This is a genomic window from Nostoc sp. KVJ20 (genome assembly GCF_001712795.1).
In the GTDB taxonomy this organism is placed as follows: domain Bacteria; phylum Cyanobacteriota; class Cyanobacteriia; order Cyanobacteriales; family Nostocaceae; genus Nostoc.
In genome coordinates, this window is the sequence record NZ_KV757593.1 from 19,253 (window position 1) to 41,719 (window position 22,467).

Here is a 22,467-nt window from a genome sequence, read left to right on the forward strand (position 1 = left end):
CAAATTTCTCCATCATCTACCAGAACATAAGGCGCGTTCGCCCCTGGCGTTGGCGGAGCCATCGCTTTTCATTAGCTTCTGATTAGTCTGCAAATAATCATGCAGCAAATCGCAACCCCGTGCTAGTAATTTTTCCAGTTGGATATCTGCTAAATTCTGGAAAATCACTGTACCATTACCACTACCCGCAGCCAGAGTCTTTCCGTCAGGACTGAAACTAACGCTGGTTAACTCTTGCTTATCACCTTTCAAAGCAATCAGTAATGTCCCTTCTCGGTTCCAAATCCTCACTTTGTCATCACTGCTAGCTGCTAGAGTCTTGCCGTCGGGGCTAAAACTGACACTGATGAAACTATCACCATCGCCTGTAAGGTTACTTAGCAAATTACCGTCTCGATTCCAAATCTTCACCGTGCTATCAATACTAACTGAGGCAATGCTTTGACTATCAGGCGACCAAGCAACCCCATTTACTCGGCGGCTATGACCAGCTAATGTGTATAGTAATTTACCCTCTACACTCCAGATTTTCACGTTTTTATCATCACTGGCTGAGGCTAACAATTTCCCATCAGGGCTAAAACTTACCCAATTCACTGCATCTTGATGTCCTTGCAGGGTGTTAAGTAGTATACCGTTTCGACTCCAAAGTTTTACTGTTTTATCTTTACTAGCCGAGGCAATTATTTGACCATTAGGCGACCAAGCTACACTCAAGACGGTATCATTATGACCCTGTAATGTCTTGAGCAGTTTACCGTTGCGGCTCCAAAGCTTCACTGTTTTATCTTTACTAGCCGAAGCGATCGCTTTACCATCAGGACTGAAACTAACTCCCCAAACTTGACCCTGATGCCCCGTAAAACTACGGAGAAGTTTACCCTCTCGATTGAAAAGTTTTACAGTTTTGTCTCGACTGGCTGCGGCTAAAGTGCGACCTCCAGGGCTAAAACTGATGCTAGTAACCCAGTCATCATTAGCTTTGGGCTTTCGCAGTAACACATCGTCCCAACGCCAGAGTTTTACAGTTTTATCCCGACTGGCAGAAGCCAAGGTACGACCATCTGGGCTGAAACTGACACTGTTAACCCAATTATTATGTCCCTTCAGGGTTCCCAGCAGGACACCTTGAGAACTCCAAAGTCTGATTGTCTCGTCAGTACTTGCAGAAGCGATCGTGTTACCATCACGGCTAAAACTGACGCTGGTAACTCCAGCACTATGCCCCGACAAGGTTCGCACTAGCTTACCCTCTAGATTCCACAGTTTAATTGTTTGGTCTAAACTAGCAGAAGCAATAGTTTGACCATCAGTTGACCAAGCTAGACTCAAGACTGCATCATTATGCCCTGAGAAGGTTTTGAGCAACTCACCATTCCGACTCCAAAGCTTAATGGTGTTGTCAGCACTCCCGGAAGCAATAGTTTGACCATCAGTTGACCAAGCAACGCTCAAAACTGCACCATTATGTCCCTGCAAGGTTTTGAGTAATTTACCGTCCTGACTCCAAATTTTTACTGTCTTATCTGTACTCGCTGAAGCAATGAGTTGACCATCTTTACTGAAACTAACACTATTCACTACACCCTGATGCCCTAAAAGAGTAGCAAGCAGTTGACCCTCTCGACTCCAAAGTTTTACTGTCTTATCTTGGCTAGCGGAAGCAATGATTTGACTATCAGGGCTGAAACTGACGCTATTAACTACATCTTGATGCCCCGACAAGGTTTTGACCAAGCTGCCATCGGGACGCCAGAGATTGATTGTAGTGTCTGCACTAGCTGAGGCAATTAAAGACCGATGGCTTTGCCAACCCCAAGGGGGAACGCTACTAAACGTAGCACTATTTACCCCAGATATATGCCCGTCGAAACGATTATATTCTCTCAACCCGGAAACTGCTTGATAAAGCGCGGTCTGTACTTGCTCTTTTGTATAGGAATCTACCCAGACTGTTTGTTGTAATTTTCTCCCCGCTTTTAAACCTTCCTTTAAAGCATCAATACCTTTTTGGGATGCAAAGAGGGCTTCACTGGATGCACTAAGGGTTTTAATTTCGCTATCAACTGCTGTCACTATAGAAACACTCAATCCTAATATGGCCAGAACGGAAGCAGTTAGGGCTATTTTCAACGAACGATTTAATTGAGCTTCACTGAGTCTTTGTTTCTTTTGACTTTCTGCTAGTTTTGCTGTTAACTCTTTTTCTTTGAGTTCAGCTCGTAATTGCTCAATTTCTAATTGACTCAATTCTTCCCGCTTGTGTAATTCCCGCAATTCTGTTAATAAATCTAATCCCTGTTGGGGATGAGAATCTACCAATTTGGATCGCTGCTTATTTTGGCTAAGTTCGCTCTTAAGTCTCTCAATCTCAGCTTTACTTTGTTCTACTTTATAACGCAACTGATTTAGTTGTACTTGTAAGCTAGATTCTTGTTGTTGCAGGTAACGAATCAAGTCTACTAAATAATCATGAATCAATTGATAGCGTTCTGGTACATCTGGAAATAGAACCACTAAACCAGAGCGCACTAAAATGTCTAATACTAACTCTAATTTGCCAGCATCTTCTAACTCTGCTAGCTGCGCCGCTAATTCAGCACGAGTTTTAAAAGGTCGGTTGTTACTTTCATCTGTTAATAAGTATAAGACGAGTAACGCGGCTCGTTCATTTTCTGGGCCACAGTCTTTAATCAGTTCCTTAAGATATCGCTCAATGAGTTTGTTCGGTCTATACGGCTGATATTCTTCTAGTGTAGTAATGCGTTCATCTTGAATTTGCGCTCCCACAACTTGCAACTCAATGGGGCGAACTTCACCAAATTCTGTAGATAAATCTTCGATTAAAGCATCAATTAAAGCAGGTTCTAAATTAAACTGCGATCGCTCGGTCAATTTTCGGATAATTGCTTTGGCATATTCTGGCGAAAAATTATTTAACTGATAGCGGATATGCTTGTCGAGAATATTGTTATTAATCGCTTCTAGTGCCGAAAGATGTTTAAAGTCTAATAACCGATGTAAATAATCTTCTCGCAAGGAAAGGATGACTTTGACAAATGGTATTTTGAGGCAATCGCTAATAAATTTATCAAACTCTTGCTTCTGATTGCGATCGCTATAACCAAAGAAAAATTCTTCAAACTGGTCAAAAATGATAACTGTGATCAGATGGTTATCAGCATTTTCTTTGAGTTGTTGTAAAATTCTGACAATGGTAATAGGTGTTTCAGAGTAGGGCAAAGCCTCTGCTTCAATGGCTGCTTCTGGCTTGATATCAGCGTAAACGGCAAGGGATGCGTCACTAGACATCGCCTCACTCAAAGATTTGCCTAATTCCCGTGCCCAATCGGTATAAACTTGTAGTACCACAGGCACAGCTATTTGATCGCCAATGGCTCGATTTTGCAGGGCTGGAACTAAACCCGCTGTGACGGTAGAACTTTTACCCACCCCTGATTGACCATGAATCACCGTCAACTTTTGATCGGCGCGGCTAATTCTGCCAATTAAGTTATTAATATCACGCTCTCGACCAGAAGCCGCAATTTCTAAAGCGACGCTGCTGCTACCAGAATGTGACATCAATGCTGGGTTTGTCGCCTGTCTTTGGGGTTGCAAGCGACCTGCACCGATAAAAGCCCGAAAACCGTACTGCTGCTCAACAGAACGCCGTTTCTGTCGAATGTAATAGGCTTCCAAATAGCGCCCTTCTTCAAAGTATAGCGATCGCAGTGTCCGCAATAAGCGAATATAACGATGGGCATCGTATTGATGGGCACTACTTTCTAATGCTGATGACAGTTCTTTTGTTGCCTTGTCTAAATATTCACGAGCGACTTCTAGCTCACCTAAATTTCGCTGTGCTTTCGCCAATACTAAATAAGAAATTTGCCCCAGCAGTAAGGGAAATAAGCAGTTATAAGGGTCATTGTGCTTTTGCGCTTCACCTAATTTCAGCAGTGATACGTGTGCTAAGATACTCGCCTGTACCCACCGCGACTGCTGCACAGCCACTTGCGCGAGAAAACCGTAGTCACAAGCTAATTGGATTTGACTACCATAAGTTTGATGTAACTCCAAAGACTTTTGAGCAACAGTCTGCAACTCTTCCCACTCTTGCAGATATTGCAAAACCTCTGCAAGTTGATTAATAAATCCAGCAACTATATCTAAACGTCCAGCCACCTGCAAGATATTTAAGCATTGCTGAAAATAAGATTTTGCTGTGTACCAATGGCGGCGATTTTCTGTTTGATTTTGTTCTGCAAAACGGCAATAACACAGCCCAATATAAAATAGCAAAATTCCCTGTCGCAGAAGTAGAGGAGATGGGCGATTAGGAGGCATAGGGAAAGAAAATACTCCCTCTCCCTCCCCTGCTCCCCCTGCTTCCCCTGCTCTCTTATCCCCTATCTCCGCAAGCTTTTGCCAAACTTGCAAGCTTTGCTGAAAATGGCTTAAAGCTGTATTGATGCGATCACTAATATAATTATCTAGACCAAAAACAAATTCTAAACTAGCGTATAATTCTGGCTCTAAGGTAATACCACGATTGTGCAACTCTTTAATGGCAAAGTGCAGTTCATAACTATGTTTCCAGACTTGCTCCACAGTGGAATAATGCTTTGCAACTTGAGGAGGTTGGTGTTGTGCAGTATCGGTTGGTAATACCGTAGCAAATAAAGAGTCAGTTTCCTGTTGCAGAAATTGCCGCAATGATTGAGTTGTCATTTCAAACCGAATCGGTGTAGCCGCCCAACTAGCAAAATCTGGTGCTAAACGGACTACCTTTTGCAACACTTCTTCATTCACCCACAAAATCATTGGAAATGGGTGACGCTTGCGAAATTCATCCCGAATATGATTGATAGACCTCAGTAAATCATCGATTCCATCTACTGACTCTAAACCCAAAATCATCAACGCCGATGGCGGATTAGCTTCAGTTACCAGTTGTAAATGAATACTTGTGTAAAGGCTTCTAGCATTATGCGGCAGAACTACCTTTTGAATTTGGTGTACTCCTGAAGAGAGTTCTTCGAGTCGTTGCAGCATAAGTTCTTGCAAAACTCGATAATTGCAGCACACCAAAACCAGGGAGAATTGACCGCTAGAAAGGGCAATTGCTCTCCCCAAACTTCGCAAAGCTCGCTCGTTAGCTACTCTTACATCTACTTGTGGGTGTCGTTCAACCATGATTTAAATTTTTCCGTCTCTGCTAAAACTGGGTTGACGGCAAACCAAGCTCCCTGATGATCGCGGTATTCAAATACAAATAAACTTCGCAATAGAGTGTGGTATTCTATATCACCTCTAACCCTCTGCTGCTGCACTACCTGAAAGATTAATTCCCACTCATGGGGATCGATGGCGTTGGCTCGGTAATCTCGCTGTCTTTGAATCACCAAATCGACACATTCCCGTTCAAATGGTGGATCTTGTTCTCGCAGACAGTCAAATAACAACCCCAGTAAGTCGCGGACATGACCACCACTAATCAGGCATAACCGATCTAGGGTTTCCAGACTATCAAACACTTCTGTAATTAAGCCTAACCGATCGCTTGGCAAAATGTCTGGAAAAGCTCTAGCTAGCACCATTTGCCGCAACATTGTTAGCCCTTGCGGAAAAATCTCGCCAGAGCGTAGACGCACGGGTATCATCGGTAATACTTTTGGTGCGACTCCTCCCCCTAAACGATGCTGAAGTTCGGCGCTATCGTTGGAGAAAGTCAGAGCTAAAGGAATAGTATAGACTACATGACAATTTAGTTTGCGTAACTGTTCGCCACGCTGAATAAACAAGTATTCTGGTAGCGATCGCCCCGATGGTAAAGGTCGAATTGCAACTCTATCCAAGTTATCAACAATTACCACCAATCCTTTTTTTCCCCTGGTTTTCAGTTCCTTGGTGGCACGTTCTAGCAATTCTTGATTAATTGCCTGTAAAATATTTGCTGTTCGGGGTTCTAGATAATCTCTTAACCGCCGCCGCAATTGGGGACTTTCTTTAGTTTTAGCGGTAATTTTGGCAATCCCCACAGACAACTCTGCTTCTACTCCAAAGTCAATTGGTGTTTGCAGAAAATCCACAAGTTCACCAAATAACTTGGTAAAGTAGGTAGGCTTGAGACTGATTCTCATAGCTTCTAAGCTTTCACTTACCTGACCTGCGATCGCCAACAAAATATCAGTCACATCCACATCGGCCATTTCTAAGACATGGGTAGACTCAAAGTATACTACATGAAATTGCTGCACTTCTAATTCAGCTTTGAGGCGCAACAACTCCGTTGATTTACCACAGCCGAGATGTCCGGTAAATAGCTGACAAGTTGGTATATCCGGCGAAATTCTCGCGATCGTCCGCTGTAAAGCTTCGATGATTTTACCACCCCGCACCGCAGCAAAATCGATATAGTATCGGCGATCGCTAGGGTTTCCTATGATTAGAGGTCTGCTCGGATTGCAAGCCTGATAAAATCTTTCTAAATCTAGGAGCATAACTAATCTAGTTCACTCAGGAATAGGGATGACAAAATCTGCTGAATAAATATATTGATTTTAGGGAATTTATCTCTTAATTTAAGTACATTTCAATCAAACTACTAACTAAACTAGCAGCATTCCGGATAATTGTTCATATCTGAAGTTTGATATGACACATAATAATCCTGATATTTTAGTTGAAGTAAGCAGAAATACTACTATAAGTACAAATAGCAAAAATCCCTAATATTAAATAAGTTACTCTTATGAATATTAAAAATATCCAGCACAAAAAAAGGTACGTCAAGTACAATTTTGTAACGCTATTAAATATATAGCGGTACAAAATTGCATGTAATATAGACCATAAGCGGGATAAAAACACGCTAGCGCCAGAAAACGAAGCGATGCCTGTGGCAAACTTCTCTAGGAGAGGCTACACCAATACTAACGCCGCGCAGATGGAGGAGCTATTAACATTACTAATATAAAATAAACCGTCGTATTCCCAGCAGTTAGAACTACGCGACCGGATTCTGGGTTTACTTCTAAAAGGATGTTTTAAAAGTGGTTGGCTGTAATTTTAGGCACTTTTAGATCCCTCCAACCCCCTTAAAAAGGCTACGGTGTACATACAAGTCTAATTACCCCCCTTAATCCCCCCGATGCATTGGGGGGAAATAGAAAATCCAGTTCCCTCCCCTTTGCAAGGGGAGGGTTAGGGTGGGGTAAAAACTTGGTTAATCCGCTATTTCAGACTTGTGTGTACACCGTAGCCTTAAAAAGGGGGAAAATCTCTAAAAGTCCCCCTTTTTAAGGGGGATTTAGGGGGATCTAAAACATTTTGCTACCGACTAGAAGACTTTTTAAACATCCTCTAAAAGACTTGTGTACACTGTAATCTCTAATAGACAATTATTGCTTACTTTAATAATCTCTTATTTATAACCCCCGACTGAATGCGAGGGTTGTTAATGCTGAAAAATTGATTTGTAATTTTGATTTTATTGGGATGCTGCTAATGGGGGTTCAGCTTCTAAATGCAGCCATAATCGTCTTCCCACGATTCGTGATTCAGTAGATCGATAATTCTATCTCTGAGTAGAAATTCGTTTTTTTCTAACTCAAGTTCAAAATTAACCCAGTCACGATGAGGAATATATTTACAGAGGGTATAAATTGGCTGCTGACGGTTAATAAGTCCCTTTTTGACAAGTTGAAGTGCTTCTTCCTTGATAACCTCGATGTCGTATGTAATGGTAGTTTTCATAGGTCGTTCCTTTGTTTTCAATCAAGGAATTAAGAATCAAAACAATAGCTGCTTTGACTCTCCCTTAAACTTATCAAATAAAATTGGCGAGAATTGTGAAGAATCAAGACATTAATCCTTGCTGGAAGTTAGATATGTAAGTAGTATACTCTTTGGGGTTCCAAGTATACCCTCTCTAGATAGATTGTTACAGAGCAAGAAGGCTGGCACATCTAGGCAACTTGCCAAAAGCTAGGCTAGGGTAAAGAACATTCTCTAGAGGACTTATAATAGTATGCTCCTGAATCTTGATAAAGTCCGTCAATATTTTCCTGCTCTAGCTGGTGAATGGACTTTTTTTGATAATGCTGGCGGGTCACAAACTCTGAAAAAAGTAGTAGATAGAATTAGTGAATTTCTCTTAAGTTCTGATGTCCAGTTGGGAGCTTCGTATGGGGTTTCTCAACTTGCAGGAGAACGATTAGCCCTAGCAACTAGGGGAATGGCTAGTTTCATTAATGCCAATTCTTCTAAAGAAGTGGTCATGGGCCCATCTACTACAATGATGTTGAGAGTTCTCTCAATTTGTTTGGGTCAAACCTTCACACCTGGCGATGAGATTATTGTTACTAATTGTGACCATGAGGCTAATATTGGTGCTTGGGTCGCTCTTGAAAAACAAGGAATGAAGGTGAAAGTGTGGCAAGTTCGCCCAGATAGCTTGGAACTTCATTTAGCAGATTTAGAACCATTGATGAGTCAGCGTACCAAACTAGTAGCCTTGACTCATGCTTCTAATGTTCTGGGAACCATCAACCCAATTAAAGAAATCGCTGCATTTGTACACGATCGCAACGCGATGATTTGTGTGGATGGTGTAGCTTATGCACCCCACAGATTAGTTGATGTTCAAGATTTGGATGTAGATTTTTATGCTTTGAGTTGTTATAAAGTCTATGGGCCACATCATGCCTTACTTTATGGCAAAGAAGAACATTTATTAAGATTGCCTGGTCTTAACCATTATTTTATTGAACAGACAGATATACCTTACAAATTTCAGTTAGGGAATGTAAATTTTGAATTAAGTTATGGAATGTTAGGTTTATGTGATTACTTGAGTGAATTAGCACAACTGCACTATGGCAATGAAACTGCACCTGATTTGAGAAATCAAATGGTGCAGGCGTTTGATTTAATTAGCCTACATGAAGAAAAGATTAGCGATCGCCTCCTAAATTACCTCAACAGCAAGTCTAATGTACGAGTGATTGGTCAATCGAAGGCTGATCGTCAATGCCGTGTGCCGACTATATCTTTTATAGTAGATGGAATACATAGTTCAAGCATTCCAGAAAAAATTGACCAACATTTTATTGGAATTCGCTACGGAGACTTTTATGCCAAACGGCTAATTGAATACTTGGGGTTAGCATCCCAAGGTGGAATAGTCCGGGTGAGTATGGTACATTACAACACCCTGGAGGAAGTTAACAGCTTGATTGAGGCTTTTGAGCAGATATTTTAACAGTTACTAAGCTGCAAAACTTGTACCTCTTCTTGTGGGTAAATTAGTGTTTTACCCACCGGAAGAACAGCTAAGGCATTGGTTTGAGCTAAATTAATTAAATTGCCAGAACTATGACTACCACCAGCTTTGTGAAATTGGTAAACTCCATCAATTAAATGCAATTTACCCCAAAGGTAAGTTTCACGCTTACCGTCAGATCGCAATTCATCATGCGATCGCACTTTTAAAAACACTGGTTTCCAATTTTCAGTAATTCCCGAAACTTTCTTAATTGCTGGTAGCACAAACCGCCAAAATGTCACCAGCACAGCCGCAGGGTTTCCTGGTAAACCAAAATAAAGTGGGGAGTTTGTAGAGACGCGATTCATCGCGTCTGTAGGATTAATCGCGTTTCTACTGGGGAAAGTGGCGACAGTTATGGGTTTCCCTGGCCTCATTGCCACAGCCCGAATGTGAATTTTTGCTCCTAGCGATTCGAGAATTTTGTCAACATAGTCATAATCTCCCACTGAGACGCCACCAGAAGAGAGAACTATATCAGCGATCGCAACTGCGTGGGTAATGACTTTCTCCAGAGCAACTGGATTATCTTTCACAATGCCTAAAATTAACGGTTCTGCGCCACTTTGTCTCACCAAAGCTGCCAGTGCATATTGATTAGAATCCACAATTTGCCCTGATTGCAGCGGTTGATCAACTGTCACCAACTCATCACCAGTAGAAAAAATTGCTACACGTGGACGGCGGTAAACACTTAATTGCGGACATTGTGCTGCTGCCAATACGGCAATTTCTGGGGCATTTAACCTAATTCCTGCTGGTAATAGTTGTGTTCCAGCTTGGTAAAAAGATGCTTTGTGTCTGACAAATTCTTGTGGTTTTGGTGCATACAGGATGAATACGCGGTTTTCCTCCCGACGCGTCTTCTCTTGGATAACTATAGTATCTGCACCTGCTGGGATCACCGCACCTGTAAAAATTCGCGCGGCTTGACCTGTTTGAATCGTACACTTGGGCTGATACCCAGCCGGAATATCTTCAACAATTTCTAAAACGGCTGGTTGTTCAGCGTTAGAGTGCTGTACATCTTCGTAGCGAACTGCGTAGCCATCCATTGCCGAATTATCCCAATGGGGAAAATCTAACGGACTGGTGACAGGTGTTGCCAAAATCCGACTATCGGCTGCAAATAAATCTACAACTTCAGTATCCCGCTGATGATCTAACGGCTGCACCAAATTTAAAATAATTGCTTCTGCATCGCTGACTGATAACATAGCGATCGCCTCCGACTTTTTACCTTTATTCCCTGTAAAGTAACACTGACCAATTTTAGATTTTAGATTTTAAATTTTGGATTGAATTTCTGCTTGAGAGTAAATCCCAAACTACACATTGCTAGTAAACCTACAATTATGCTTCCTTCGGGGACTTTGGATACCCGAACCGAATTGTTGCTTAAATCTAGTATTTGCTTTGTGCCTGATACATCTCTATTGTTAAAACCAAATTCTTTAGTTAGAACCTCATCACTAAAACCTTCATCTATGAGTGCAAGATTATTATTAAGCCATGTGTCGCCAGGTAGCTCATCATCCTTGCCAACATCAAAAGGGCCAAAGATTTTCTCAGTCGTGTTATCAAACTTGAATCTCAAATAGCCGTAGTTGGATACACCACTAAGCACTGGAGTGAAACTATTTATGAGATTACTCAAGGGATCAAAGAAGGAAACTGATAGAGATTGCAAGTTCTTCGTAGCTCCCAAACCTGCTTCAGAAATAACGCTGGGAGCAGTTGTTGTATCGTAGTTAAATGAACCTTTAGCTGAATAACCAGTGTCTCCTTCCCAGCTAAAGTTGAACTCAGCAGCATTAGCTAGGTCGTTAGTAGGTATGGCGATCGCTAACGCTAAAGCAGTAGTCGTCACCATACCAATAGCTATTTTAGCAAATAAATGTGTCATAGTAAAACTTCCAAAATAATTAAGATTGAGTTGCCATAACAATATAATATGGCGGTTATCAGCTGAGTAAGGTACAAGAACCCCAACCCCATAAGAGCAAGCGATGAGCAGGGGTGATTCTATACAGGCAGAGAGAAACTAAAACCGGGTTTCAAAATCTCTCTCACCGTGGGTGAGAGGTTTGAAGAGCGGGAAAAAGCCATGCCACAAAAAGAGAAATCAAGACTTATATGTTTTTCTTTTTTTGTATAAAATTACCCAGCTAAGAGTAAGCAATGAGGGGACTATAGCGGTGTACATTCAGTGGGATACAAAAAGTTTGCTGAAATGATTTGACAGCAAGGACTTTGGTGTTCTCATCCAATCGATAACCGCTATATAATGTACATCATTTGATTAAGAAACGCGATACAGTAATTCTGTCTAATTTGTGATCAGGATTTTAGATAAAATCCTGATCACACGGGCTTCTCAGCTTCAGGATATTTTCAAAAATAAAATCGCAATTCTTCCCAAACCTACAATTATACCCCCTACAACTAGTCCAGCACGGCGGAAATGAACCACCCATTTCAAATCAATGAAAGCCTCGCGATATAAAAATTACAAATTACATAAAGCCTACAGTATAGTTCCGCTTAGAGCGCAGCCCATTACGAATTACGAATTCCCCCCTGCGGTACTAATCTAGACAAAAGTTTTACCTTTTATCAGTGTCATTCTAGTAAGTATGGTAATATTACTGTTGTTAACCGATACAGGTTTAACTTTTAAAAAATGAAAAACTAGTTAAAAACTGAAAAATCAGAATCTGCAATTATTTGGGCTAACTGCTACTTCATATCTAGCGGTAAATCGTAATTTACATTTATCAATTTCATGAATGTTACCCCTGCTCAAATTTATATTCTGGGTGGTGGATTTGGTGGACTATATACTGCTTTACAGTTAGATAGATTCTCCTGGAAGACATCGCTAAAACCTCAGATTATTCTGATTGATAAAAACGACCGTTTTCTATTTACACCCTTTCTTTATAAATTTGTTACGCAAGAACTCCAGCAGTGGGAAATCGCACCTCCCTATCTCAAGTTACTGGCAGGTACTCATATTCGGTTTTGTCGAGGTCAGTAGAGCAAGTTTATCTCGACAATCGTCAGTTACGATTGCAAACAGGGCAGTTATTAAACTACGATCAATTAGTTTTGGCAGTAGGAAGAGAGACTTCGCTAGACATTGTTCCTGGTGCTGCCACCTATGCTTTACCCTTTCGCACACTCGCTGATGCAAACCGACTTAAAAAAAAACTGCGATATCTAGAAACTTCTGAACAGTCTATTAGCTCAGTCTGCTTGTCAACAGGCTAATTGTGCTGTTTATAACCTCCGAGCTTCTCTTGCCAAGCATTCTCTGCGCCATTTTCACTATCTACATTTAGGAGAAATGCTCACCTTATGTATAAACACAGCGATTGTTTCTAGTCTCGGCTTTATTAATCTGAATGGATATATAGGACATCTAACTCGCCGATTAGTTTATCTGCTACTGCGAATGCCAACTCTTAGACATCGCATACAAGTAGGCAAGCATTGGTTATTCAAATTCTTTCAGATGTGGTTGTCTGGAAACAGAGCAAAGCGCAGAGTAAGCAAAAATCGCTGGCAGTCAGCTACTGATGCTGACGAAGACTCACACAAAAATGTAAATAACAGTTAAGTTAACCAACAGAAGTAGGCATTACAACTATTGAAGAAGAATGCAGAATTCAGAAGTAAAAGACCGATTTGCACAGAATTCAATTCCGAATTCTGGCAACTGATATTGTGTCTGCTTAAAGACTTAGCATCAAAACCGCACAGGGCAGAGGGGAAGGGAAGGGTTTTTGGGCTTTCTGCATGATTCGGGAATTATAAATTAGCCGGATATAATATTACTCCTGAGTTCTTGCTTGTTAAACCATTAAGGTAGGAAATTTATGATATATGACGTATCTTTAAAATTAAAAATAGAGAGATTTTATAAACAGCATAAAACTCTTTTACTGATTCATTCATCACTTGCTATTCTGTGGGCCATAGCCATTTGGTTGACGTACGTCCTTTTACCCAATGAACTGAAAATTAGAATACTGCTTTCAAGAGCCATCTTCAGCGGCATTTGCATCCAACTCCTTGTGCTGGCAGTTCAAAAACGCGATTACGCACTCAAAACAATTAGGGAGTTTTTTGCAGGAGCAACATATCCCATTAACCTAGCTATATTTCGGATTATTCATTTTGAAATAATATTTAGTTCCGATATTTCACAAGTTGTATGGTTTAGCCAATTACCTAAAGAGCTTCTATTTCCGCCCGCTGGCTTAGAATGGCTAATTAATTTTATTCCAATAAATGCAACAATAGCTCAGATAGCTAGTTTACTATTAAAAATCTGTTCATTTACAGCCATGATAGGACTTTTTACCCGTACCTCTGCATGGCTAACCGTAATCCTCTGTTTCTACGTTCTTGGTATCCCCCAGTTTTATGGAAAGGTAGATCACTACCATCATTTATTATGGTTTGCTGCCATTTTAGCTGCTAGTCGATGTGCCGATGTTCTATCATTAGATGCTATTCTTATGGCCTGGAAACGGGCTGATCGCGGTCAATTAGAGCCTCCTGGTTTATCTAGAGCCTATGCACTACCGTTACGTTTTATCTGGCTTTTACTAGGTATAATTTATCTTTTTCCAGGACTTTACAAATTATTTGTTGGTGGTTTTGATTGGGCATTCAGCGAGAATCTAAAGTATCGACTCTATGAAAAATGGCTGGAACTAGACGGGTGGACACCAGCATTTAGATTAGATCAATATCCGGTCTTGTATCAACTGTCAGCCTTTGGGTCAATCTTTTTTGAATTGTCTTTTATTATTCTAATATTCTTTCCTCGAACTCGATATGTAGCGTCTTTTTCAGGAATAGCTTTTCATTCTATGATTTATCAGTTAATGAACATTAACTTCGTAAGTCTTATGAAAGTTTACGTGACATTCTTTGATTTAAATGCTATTTTTCATGGGATTGGGCATCGACTTTTCCCCAAAGATATGTATGTTGTCTACGACGGAAACTGCCAACTCTGTCGTCGAACAATTGCTACTTTAAGAGTATTTGATATTTTTGGACGGTTAACATTTGTCAATGCTTTGGATAATCAAGCTCTAAGCACCCACAATCTCCTTTGGTTAGACTCCCAGGCACTGATGGCTGATATGCACACAGTTCTCGAAACAAAGTCTTGGAAGGGTTTTTTAGCCTATCGTGTCTTATTACAGAGAATGCCGATTCTGTGGCCAATCTTACCTTTGCTGTATGTTTGGCCTATACCAATAATTGCCAAAGGAATTTATCGGCGTGTTGCTGATTCTCGTACTTGTAGTCTGCATCAGGCAGAGATTTCTAAGATTTCAAGACCAAATTACCAACCACGAACTTCTTCGGCAGTACTTATGGTAGTTGGCATTTCATTGTGTATCGGCAATCTTCTAACTGGGTTTGCTGGGGTTTACACTGGTTGGCCCTTTTCCGCTTATCCCCCATTTGCCAAACTTTCAGGCCCCCAAGCAGTAATTCTTGAAATTGTCCCTCTAAGCTCAACTGCTATACCTATTCCTTTTAATCTAAAAGATGTAAAAACAGAATTCGCGCCTCATAAATTTACCGGTTTGACTAAATCCATTCTTGAAAAAACTCACGACCCAATTAAGAAACAGCAAAAACTCAGCGCACTTTGGCAGGCGCTTACCCGTAGTTACCCCGACTTCCAGCAAGCCAAGTCAGTTCAATTTTATGAAAACACAATATGGAAAGCTCCTCAAAAGCGACTAGAAAAGCCGATTAAGCGATCGCTAATATTTGAACTAACTTTAAACTCATCTGAGTAAGTTGGCGGGAAAATTTTACAAGTAGGCAACGAAATGTTAAGCAGAGCTATTGAATGCATTAGCGCTGCAAGTAGCCAAGTCATCACCTTAATATTAAAAACAGGAGCAATTATTTCCCAACCCCTAACTAAAAATACCTATTTTGTATGACTATCGAACGACTTCCCCAAAAACACTATCCCAAGGCTGAAATTGGGCGGCGAGGTATGGCATTGGGACTTGATTTCCTTGGTGTCTGGTTAGTCAGTTCCCTACTGGGAGGCGGTGATATCGGTATTCAATTTGTGCAAATCCTAGTTTTTGTCATACTTTGGCTATTTTTGCGGGTGTTAGTGGTATACAACAATCAAGGGCAAAGTTTAGGGCGTTGGGCATTCGACTTAAAGGTGTTGGAAGTCGAAGATGGGGAAATAATGGGCAGAATTCCAGCTTTACTCTCGCTGATGAAGCGAGAGACAATCATCGGCTTGGGTGCGCTTTTAGTATCAATTGCCCTGAGCAATATTAGAGCCAATCCCACTGCTATACTGCTAGTACTTCCCCTAGCAATTGATTGTGGGACTGCCTTATCTGATGCTCAGATGCGGCAGGCTTTACACGATCGCTATTGTGGAACTTTCATCGTTTCGTCGCGTCGTGGCTACTCGCTCGATATAAAAATCAAAAGATTAGTTGAAAATATGCGGCAGAATGTGAGAAGATAGTCATTTGTGTTAATTCTCTTCAGGCTTCACTGTTTGTAAGATTATGGCTAAGAGTAAAGGTGCCCGCATTATTATCACACTAGAGTGTACTGAGTGCCGGACAAATCCAGATAAGCGTTCTGCTGGTGTTAACCGTTATACCAGTACCAAGAATCGCCGCAACACCACTAATCGGCTAGAACTGAAAAAGTTCTGCACCCACTGCAACAAACATACTGTTCACAAGGAAATTAAGTAGAGATGAGTTATTTCCGTCGTCGCCTTTCTCCAATCAAACCAGGAGAACCAATCGATTATAAAGATGTTGATTTATTGCGTAAGTTTGTCACCGAGCGGGGTAAAATATTGCCACGTCGGATTACTGGGCTTACATCTCAGCAACAGCGAGAGTTGACATTAGCAATTAAGCGTTCGCGGATTGTGGCCTTGTTGCCATTTATCAATGCGGAAGGCTAAAACAATTTTAGATTTGGGATTTTAGATTTTGGATTATATAAGAGAAGCTGTATCTCAAGAAATATTTAGCTTTGTCTGTGTGAGTCCAAAATCTCAAATCTGAATCAAAGAGTGTAAAATAGTTGCTGCATGAAAAACGGATGGATTTAGGATTTAACACCAGTTATAAAATCCAAAATCCAAAATCTAAAATCTAAAATTATTAGAGTGCGAGAGTTGTGGAGAAGGGGACGCTAGTTGAATTTAGGGTTCAAGGCGATCGCCGTCTGGGCATCGTAGAACGTCCAGACGGTAAAACCCGCTGGTTTGTGGTAGACGAACGTGGTCAATCCCACAGCCTCGCGCCTAGACAAATAACTTATACAGTTACCGGACAGACTTACAAGCCCTCTGACATTGCCAGTTTTTTGGAACAGGTCAAGCCTTATGTAGACCCATCTAGCTTAGAGGTAGCTTGGGAATTACTGGTTGAAGATGGGGAAACAGTCACCCCAAACCTGATGGCGAATCTGCTATTTTCGGAATCAGCCGCGCCTCATTGTTACGCCGCCTACTGCTTGTTATCAGACGACAAACTTTATTTCAAGCAAAAAGGAGACGCTTATGAAGCCCGAACTGCTTCTCAAGTGGCAGAACGCAAGCACCAACTGGAAGTAGAGGCATTAAAAGCTAAGGGACAGCAGGAATTTTTAATTCGTGTAGAGCAGGCGCTCAAAGGTGAAGCAGTAGAATGGCAGCGCCACGATCGCCAGCGCTTAGAAGGACTAGAAAAATACGCAGCGCTACTTGCTGACACCGTGCGGACGGGAGTAAATTATGACTCCTTGGCTCGTGCTTATCCGCCAAGCGCTCCAGTATTAGAAACTATGACCATGCTGGGACGACCCACAACACCCCAAGGAGCCTTTCAATTATTGGTAGATTTGGGTTGGTGGAGTCCTTATGAAAACTTGTTCCTGCGTCGTTCTTCAATTCCGATTCAGTTTCCTAATAAGGTATTAGAAGTGGCGCAACAGCGTTTGGATTTCCCACCGATTGACTCAGATGCAAACCGCCTGGATCTGACTCACCTGAAGGTCTACACCATTGATGATGAAACTACCACAGAGATCGACGATGGTCTAAGTTGGGAAGTACTCCCCGATGGACGGGAACGGATTTGGGCGCATATCGCCGATCCTACTAGATGGTTAGTGCCGGAAGATGAATTAGATTTGGAAGCTAGAAAGCGGGGTAGTACAGTCTATTTACCTACGGGGATGATTCCCATGTTTCCAGAGGTATTGGCAACTGGGCCAATGAGTCTGATACAGGGAAAGGTTTGTTGCGCCCTCAGTTTCGGGATTATTTTAGGTAGTACTGGGGTAGTAGAAGATTACAGCATTCATACCAGCTTGATTAAGCCGACTTATCGCCTCACCTACGAAGATGTAGATGAAATGCTGCAATTACGAGTACAAGCAGAACCAGAAATTGCAGCGATCGCTACTTGGGCACAGCGGCGCAAAGCTTGGCGCTACGCCCAAGGGGCAATTAGCATCACCATGCCCGAAGCAACGATCAAAGTCAAAGGTGACGAGATCAACATTGACATTTTGGACGATTCCCCGTCGCGGCAACTGGTAGCAGAAATGATGATTGTTGCCGGTGAAGTTGCGGCTCGTTATGGTAAAGCTCACAACATTCCTTTGCCATTTCGCGGTCAGCCGCAACCGGAATTACCCCCAGACGAAGAATTACTCCTACTTCCGGCTGGATTCGTTCGCGCCTGCGCCATGCGTCGTTGTATGCCCAAGAGTGAAATGAGCATTACGCCTCTGCGTCATGCTGGTTTGGGTTTGGATACTTATACCCAAGCAACCTCTCCCATTCGTCGCTACAGTGACTTGCTTACCCACTTCCAACTGAAAGCTCATTTGCGGGGTGAAGTTTTACCATTTTCCGCAGAACAACTTAAAGAAGTGATGATGACTGTCACCAGCATCACCCAAGAGTTGACGATGGTGGAACGGCAAACTAATAGATATTATGCTCTAGAATACTTACGTCGTCATCCAGAGGAAACTTGGGATGTCACAGTGTTGATGTGGTTGCGGGAAGACAGCAACTTAGCCCTAATTTTGTTAGAAGATTTGGGCTTGCAGTTACCAATGACTTTCAAACGTTCTGTGAACTTAGGCGAACAGATAGTAGTGAAAGTTAGCCACGCCGATCCACAAAAAGATATGATCCAGTTTCAAGAAATAATTTATCAAGAAGCCCAAACAGCGGCGAATTAACCTTGCTGCAAATCCTTTGAGTTAACATATAGCCCTCTTTCAAGAAACACATTCCGTGGAGTGAGAAATAGGGATAGAAAATCACACTTCAGTAACTTTGCTAGGTATTGCAGACCGGTTTTGTAATTATTTTCCGTCAAGAATAGCTCTCAAAAGACATATTCAGGAAATCATAGAGGAAGTGCAAACTTTTAAGCACTGCTTATCTGAATATGGAATATCCAATTTTATCTATAGGAATCCGCTTTTATTTCTGAACTAATTTGCATAGACAGGCAATAGGCAATAGGCAATAGGCAACAGTCAAGAAGGCTTCTTAGTTGTACTGAGTTTTTTCAGAAATAAAATATGAGTCCCAATACTTTTCGGTTAAGGGGGAAAGGGGAAGGAGAAAAGGAGAAAGAAAAACCTTTAACCCAAACCCAGTAACCTTTTCCCAAAACCCAATTCCAAGTTAAAAATGCTTAACCGAACAGTATTGATATGAGTCCTATATCTCTGTAAATATGTGAAAATTGAGTTAACAAAAACAGAAAAAGAGCTACTCCAATACAATACTTGTCGGTTAAGGGGAAGGGGAAAGAAAAAACCTTTAACCTTTTCCCAAACCCTATTCCGAGTTAAAAATGCACAAAGCGTGCAGTATTGTACTCCAATATGATTGGAGCATCTCAATTTTGCAAAGTGATTCCCGAATATTTGATGTTGAGTAAAACCAATGGCAGGAATGCGACAATGAAAGCATTTCGTGCGTGGACAAGCCAGCAAATAAGAGCCATTTAGAGATATTTTCAGCTTTTGGTAATCAATGACGTGCTGACTAAGAGAGAGAGAGCAAAAGGTATAAAAGCAACAAATTGCCCCATCCACGATTAAAATCAATTTGTTAGGGTACTCAGCCAAATTTAAATTCTGGAGTTTTGTGACTTTGTGCTTACTCAGTTATCGACTATCAACGCCCTAAAACAGCCCACAAGCTCTGCTTGGGTTGAACAAGCGATCGCTAACTTAGACATCATCTTACTCGACCACTCCCACTGTGAACGCAAAGCAGCGGGCGTGGCCTTAAATATGATGTTTCGTTACCCTTCCAATACTAAGATGGTACGGGAACTAACTGCGATCGCCCGCGAAGAACTAGAACACTTTGAGCTAGTTAACCAATGGTTAGAACGCCGAAATATTCCCCTAGCTCCCCTACCACCGCCTCCCTACGGTGCAGGTTTAAAAGCTCAAGTCCGCCCCAAAGAACCTGAGCGATTTCTGGATTCCTTACTAGTAACTGGTTTAATAGAAGCTCGCTCTCACGAACGCCTGGGATTATTAGCTGCTCACTGTCCAGAGCCAGAGTTAGCAAAATTTTATCGTGGGCTAATGGCATCCGAAGCGCGACACTACGGTATATATTGGGTTTTAGCTGCTACTTATTTCGACCGAGAAATTGTCATGCAACGGCTTGATGAATTGGCAATTGTCGAAAGCGAGTTGCTAGCGACTTTGCATCCAGAACCTAGAATTCACAGTTAGTAGACTAAGGTAACAGATATGAAGCTTCAGTTAACACACCTGAGACTGCTTGTCTCCAACTATAAAGATTCTTTTCTGTTCTACCGGGATCTGCTGAAATTTGATGTCGATTGGGGCGATGAAGATAGCGGATATGCTGAGTTTAATACCGGATATCTCAAGCTGGGTTTGTTCAAAAAAGAATTAATGGCTGAAGTAGTCCCCAGAATCGAACAACCTTCGTATGTTGTCAATCGAGATAAAACTGTCTTGATTTTCGCAGTCGATAACGTGGATGAGGTTTATGAACAAGTAAAAACGCAGAATGCGATCGTTGTAACAGAACCACAAGATCGCCCAGACTGGGGAATCCGCACAGCTTATTTTCGCGATCCTGATGGCAATCTCATCGAAATATACAACAATCTAGGAATTGTTAGTTAAAAGTTCGCTACTAACAACTATGGCAATCCCAAATCATTCGTGAGAAACAAGATCCCCAGTTTTGCACCCTTTTACCTTGCTTTAAACGTCAAAAATGCGATCGCTCCACTGCAACATATTTTGTTTCCATTTTTACCCCTAGGAAATTATATAATTTTTCGTTTCCTGGATTTGACAGATAACACAATTCAGGAAACTCTTCCCTTTATTCTAATTAACAAAATACATAAGCCTTAAAGAGTACTGCATTCCTGGCAGAACTTGAAAACGAGAAAAAACCCTTTCCTGTGTCGGGGAGAAGTTTGGAAAGGGGTCAAATTTGACATAAAGCAAAGAGGCAAAGTATGACTCAAGCCTTAACCAAACAAGTAACATTTGATGAATTTATCGCTTGGTATCCAGAAAACTCACAACGACGCTATGAACTGCATGACGGAGTAATTGTAGAAATGGCTCCTCCCACAGGTGATCATGAACAGATTGTTGGATTTTTAGTTGGGGAAATAGTTACAGAATACAAACGTTTAAAACTACCTTATTTCATCCCCAAAACAGCATTCGTTAAACCGAATCAGAGCGAAGCAGCTTACTCACCAGATGTACTGTTGTTGAATAACTCTAATTTAGTCAATGAACCTCTGTGGAAAAAAGAATCTACTGTAAGCCAAGCGGCATCAATTCCTTTAGTAATTGAGGTGGTAAGTACCAACTGGCGAGACGACTATTTTACCAAAGCAGGTAAATATGAAGAGGTTGGAATACCTGAATACTGGATTGTAGACTATCTAGGTTTAGGTGGTAGGCGCTTTATTGGCAATCCTAAACAACCAACTATCTCGATTTACCAATTGATTGAAGGTGAGTATCAAGTTAGGCAATTTAGGGGAAGCGATGCCTGCGGCAACCCCTGCGGGGAACGCATTCAATCCCCAGCGTTCCCAGAGTTGAATTTAACTGCTGAACAGATTTTTCGGGCTGGAGAAGTCGTGTAAAAAACGGCTAAAGAAGTAAAAGAACTATCAAAGACTCGTCCGCGAGTATTAAAGACTCATCCGCGAGTATCAAAGGCTCGTCCACGAGTATCAAAGACTCGTCCACGAGTATCAAAGACTCATCCACGAGTGTCAAAGACTCGTCCGCGAGTATCAAAGACTCATCCACGAGTATCAAAGGCTCATCGGCGAGTATCAAAGGCTCATCGGCGAGTATCAAAGACTCATTAATGGAGTTCCAAACCTCATTAATGAGTATCAAAGACTCGTTGACAAGCCAATCTGAACCATTGGTAATGATAAATTCTTTTTAGATTCAGTAAAAATTATTAGGACTCATGTAGTACTACACAGAATAGTAAATTGCTTTGATATCTTGCAGCATTCTTAATTAACACCCACCTTTGCCTGGAACTCGAATTTCCTTTCTCATAGCCAAAGTCCACTCAATGTGGACTAAAACCCAAACCTGGAAAGAATTTAGCCCTCTTAAGAGGACTTTTGCTATCAACCAGAGGTTTCTAACCTTTGGCGATTGTTGGGATTAGTGCAAAATATTAATGGTTGCGAAATTGTCCAGCGAATCAGGGGCATTACATGTAGTTTTCGTTAACAGGTGAACCTCAGTATGGTAAACACGCCTCAACGTTTCCTTGAAAAAATCCGAGAAGCGAAAAATAAACAGCTTAAAGAATTAGATTTAAGTAATCATTGGTTTATTTATGACAAGGAAAAATTAACAGAGATTCCTGTTGAGGTGTTTGAACTGGAATGGTTGGAGGTTTTGGATTTAAGCGGCAACAAATTAACGACGCTGCCAGAAGCGATCGCCCGCCTGCAACAACTCACTTCTCTGGATTTAAGCAGCAACCAATTAACGACACTGCCAGAAGCGATCGCCAGTCTCCAACAACTCACCTC

General features: G+C 41.5%; 18 protein-coding genes. 13 read left to right on the plus strand and 5 right to left on the minus strand.

Annotated elements, in window-relative coordinates:
* Window positions 1–12 precede the first annotated feature (12 nt).
* From A4S05_RS10795 to A4S05_RS10805, 3 genes are all read right to left on the minus strand, one after another.
* Window positions 13–5,199, minus strand: coding sequence for a WD40 domain-containing protein (locus A4S05_RS10795; RefSeq protein WP_069069834.1), 5,187 nt, complete (start codon window positions 5,197–5,199; stop codon window positions 13–15).
* Window positions 5,175–6,506: a P-loop NTPase fold protein gene (locus A4S05_RS10800; RefSeq protein ID WP_069069835.1), complete on the minus strand. Its 1,332-nt coding sequence runs from the start codon at window positions 6,504–6,506 to the stop codon at window positions 5,175–5,177. Before A4S05_RS10800 ends, A4S05_RS10795 begins: the two co-directional genes overlap by 25 nt.
* Before the next feature lie 1,021 nt (window positions 6,507–7,527).
* The gene (locus A4S05_RS10805) at window positions 7,528–7,761 is read right to left on the minus strand and encodes a DUF4327 family protein (RefSeq protein WP_069069836.1); all 234 of its coding nucleotides are present in this window, start codon (window positions 7,759–7,761) and stop codon (window positions 7,528–7,530) included.
* A 274-nt stretch (window positions 7,762–8,035) separates the two neighbouring features.
* Between A4S05_RS10805 and A4S05_RS10810 the strand changes: the two genes are divergently transcribed.
* Window positions 8,036–9,268, plus strand: a complete 1,233-nt coding sequence (locus A4S05_RS10810) for a cysteine desulfurase-like protein (protein ID WP_069069837.1) — start codon at window positions 8,036–8,038, stop codon at window positions 9,266–9,268.
* On the opposite strand, the gene glp is transcribed toward A4S05_RS10810, so the two are convergent.
* Window positions 9,265–10,548 carry a molybdopterin molybdotransferase MoeA gene (glp, locus tag A4S05_RS10815; RefSeq protein ID WP_069069838.1) on the minus strand — a complete coding sequence of 428 codons (1,284 nt, stop codon included), beginning with the start codon at window positions 10,546–10,548 and terminating at the stop codon, window positions 9,265–9,267. The genes A4S05_RS10810 and glp overlap by 4 nt on opposite strands.
* Before the next feature lie 62 nt (window positions 10,549–10,610).
* Window positions 10,611–11,237, minus strand: a complete 627-nt coding sequence (locus A4S05_RS10820; RefSeq protein WP_069069839.1) for a hypothetical protein — start codon at window positions 11,235–11,237, stop codon at window positions 10,611–10,613.
* Window positions 11,238–12,116: 879 nt separating this feature from the next.
* Between A4S05_RS10820 and A4S05_RS44205 the strand changes: the two genes are divergently transcribed.
* The 12 genes from A4S05_RS44205 to A4S05_RS43155 all read left to right on the plus strand — a co-directional run.
* The gene (locus A4S05_RS44205) at window positions 12,117–12,371 is read left to right on the plus strand and encodes a hypothetical protein (RefSeq protein WP_069069840.1); all 255 of its coding nucleotides are present in this window, start codon (window positions 12,117–12,119) and stop codon (window positions 12,369–12,371) included.
* Window positions 12,356–12,604, plus strand: coding sequence for a hypothetical protein (locus tag A4S05_RS44210; RefSeq protein ID WP_370684422.1), 249 nt, complete (start codon window positions 12,356–12,358; stop codon window positions 12,602–12,604). Before A4S05_RS44205 ends, A4S05_RS44210 begins: the two co-directional genes overlap by 16 nt.
* Before the next feature lie 76 nt (window positions 12,605–12,680).
* Entirely contained in the window at window positions 12,681–12,953 is a 273-nt protein-coding gene (locus A4S05_RS44215) for a hypothetical protein (RefSeq protein WP_370684423.1), read from the plus strand.
* Window positions 12,954–13,212: 259 nt separating this feature from the next.
* Entirely contained in the window at window positions 13,213–15,165 is a 1,953-nt protein-coding gene (locus A4S05_RS10835; protein WP_069069842.1) for a DCC1-like thiol-disulfide oxidoreductase family protein, read from the plus strand.
* Window positions 15,166–15,311: 146 nt separating this feature from the next.
* A complete protein-coding gene (locus tag A4S05_RS10840) occupies window positions 15,312–15,869 on the plus strand; it encodes an RDD family protein (protein WP_069069843.1) in 558 nt (185 codons plus the stop codon).
* Between the two features lie 43 nt (window positions 15,870–15,912).
* On the plus strand, window positions 15,913–16,107 hold the full coding sequence (gene rpmG / locus A4S05_RS10845) for a 50S ribosomal protein L33 (RefSeq protein ID WP_069069844.1): 195 nt from the start codon (window positions 15,913–15,915) through the stop codon (window positions 16,105–16,107).
* Window positions 16,108–16,109: 2 nt separating this feature from the next.
* Entirely contained in the window at window positions 16,110–16,325 is a 216-nt protein-coding gene (gene rpsR, locus A4S05_RS10850; protein WP_012411240.1) for a 30S ribosomal protein S18, read from the plus strand.
* Window positions 16,326–16,543: 218 nt separating this feature from the next.
* Window positions 16,544–18,604 (plus strand): ribonuclease catalytic domain-containing protein, encoded by a 2,061-nt coding sequence (locus A4S05_RS10855; RefSeq protein ID WP_069069845.1) that lies wholly within the window; start codon window positions 16,544–16,546, stop codon window positions 18,602–18,604.
* 930 nt (window positions 18,605–19,534) lie between these two features.
* On the plus strand, window positions 19,535–20,131 hold the full coding sequence (locus A4S05_RS10860) for a MiaE family protein (protein ID WP_069069846.1): 597 nt from the start codon (window positions 19,535–19,537) through the stop codon (window positions 20,129–20,131).
* A gap of 18 nt (window positions 20,132–20,149) precedes the next feature.
* Window positions 20,150–20,554: a VOC family protein gene (locus tag A4S05_RS10865; protein WP_069069847.1), complete on the plus strand. Its 405-nt coding sequence runs from the start codon at window positions 20,150–20,152 to the stop codon at window positions 20,552–20,554.
* 344 nt (window positions 20,555–20,898) lie between these two features.
* Complete coding sequence (locus A4S05_RS10870; protein ID WP_069069848.1) at window positions 20,899–21,546, plus strand: Uma2 family endonuclease; 648 nt, start codon at window positions 20,899–20,901, stop codon at window positions 21,544–21,546.
* A gap of 628 nt (window positions 21,547–22,174) precedes the next feature.
* Window positions 22,175–22,467 (plus strand): leucine-rich repeat domain-containing protein (locus tag A4S05_RS43155; RefSeq protein ID WP_256090923.1); only part of this gene is annotated, 293 nt, incomplete at its 3' end.

Excerpts from the sequence above, each read along its gene's own strand:
- A4S05_RS10800 (WP_069069835.1), bottom strand. The coding sequence starts at position 6,506 with ATGCTCCTAGATTTAGAAAGATTTTATCAGGCTTGCAATCCGAGCAGA.
- A4S05_RS44215 (WP_370684423.1), top strand. The coding sequence starts at position 12,681 with ATGCTCACCTTATGTATAAACACAGCGATTGTTTCTAGTCTCGGCTTT.
- A4S05_RS10810 (WP_069069837.1), top strand. The coding sequence starts at position 8,036 with ATGCTCCTGAATCTTGATAAAGTCCGTCAATATTTTCCTGCTCTAGCT.
- A4S05_RS10805 (WP_069069836.1), bottom strand. The coding sequence starts at position 7,761 with ATGAAAACTACCATTACATACGACATCGAGGTTATCAAGGAAGAAGCA.
- A4S05_RS10865 (WP_069069847.1), top strand. The coding sequence starts at position 20,150 with ATGAAGCTTCAGTTAACACACCTGAGACTGCTTGTCTCCAACTATAAA.
- A4S05_RS44205 (WP_069069840.1), top strand. The coding sequence starts at position 12,117 with ATGAATGTTACCCCTGCTCAAATTTATATTCTGGGTGGTGGATTTGGT.
- glp (WP_069069838.1), bottom strand. The coding sequence starts at position 10,548 with ATGTTATCAGTCAGCGATGCAGAAGCAATTATTTTAAATTTGGTGCAG.
- A4S05_RS10835 (WP_069069842.1), top strand. The coding sequence starts at position 13,213 with ATGATATATGACGTATCTTTAAAATTAAAAATAGAGAGATTTTATAAA.
- rpsR (WP_012411240.1), top strand. The coding sequence starts at position 16,110 with ATGAGTTATTTCCGTCGTCGCCTTTCTCCAATCAAACCAGGAGAACCA.
- A4S05_RS10820 (WP_069069839.1), bottom strand. The coding sequence starts at position 11,237 with ATGACACATTTATTTGCTAAAATAGCTATTGGTATGGTGACGACTACT.
- A4S05_RS10840 (WP_069069843.1), top strand. The coding sequence starts at position 15,312 with ATGACTATCGAACGACTTCCCCAAAAACACTATCCCAAGGCTGAAATT.
- rpmG (WP_069069844.1), top strand. The coding sequence starts at position 15,913 with ATGGCTAAGAGTAAAGGTGCCCGCATTATTATCACACTAGAGTGTACT.
- A4S05_RS10795 (WP_069069834.1), bottom strand. The coding sequence starts at position 5,199 with ATGGTTGAACGACACCCACAAGTAGATGTAAGAGTAGCTAACGAGCGA.
- A4S05_RS10870 (WP_069069848.1), top strand. The coding sequence starts at position 20,899 with ATGACTCAAGCCTTAACCAAACAAGTAACATTTGATGAATTTATCGCT.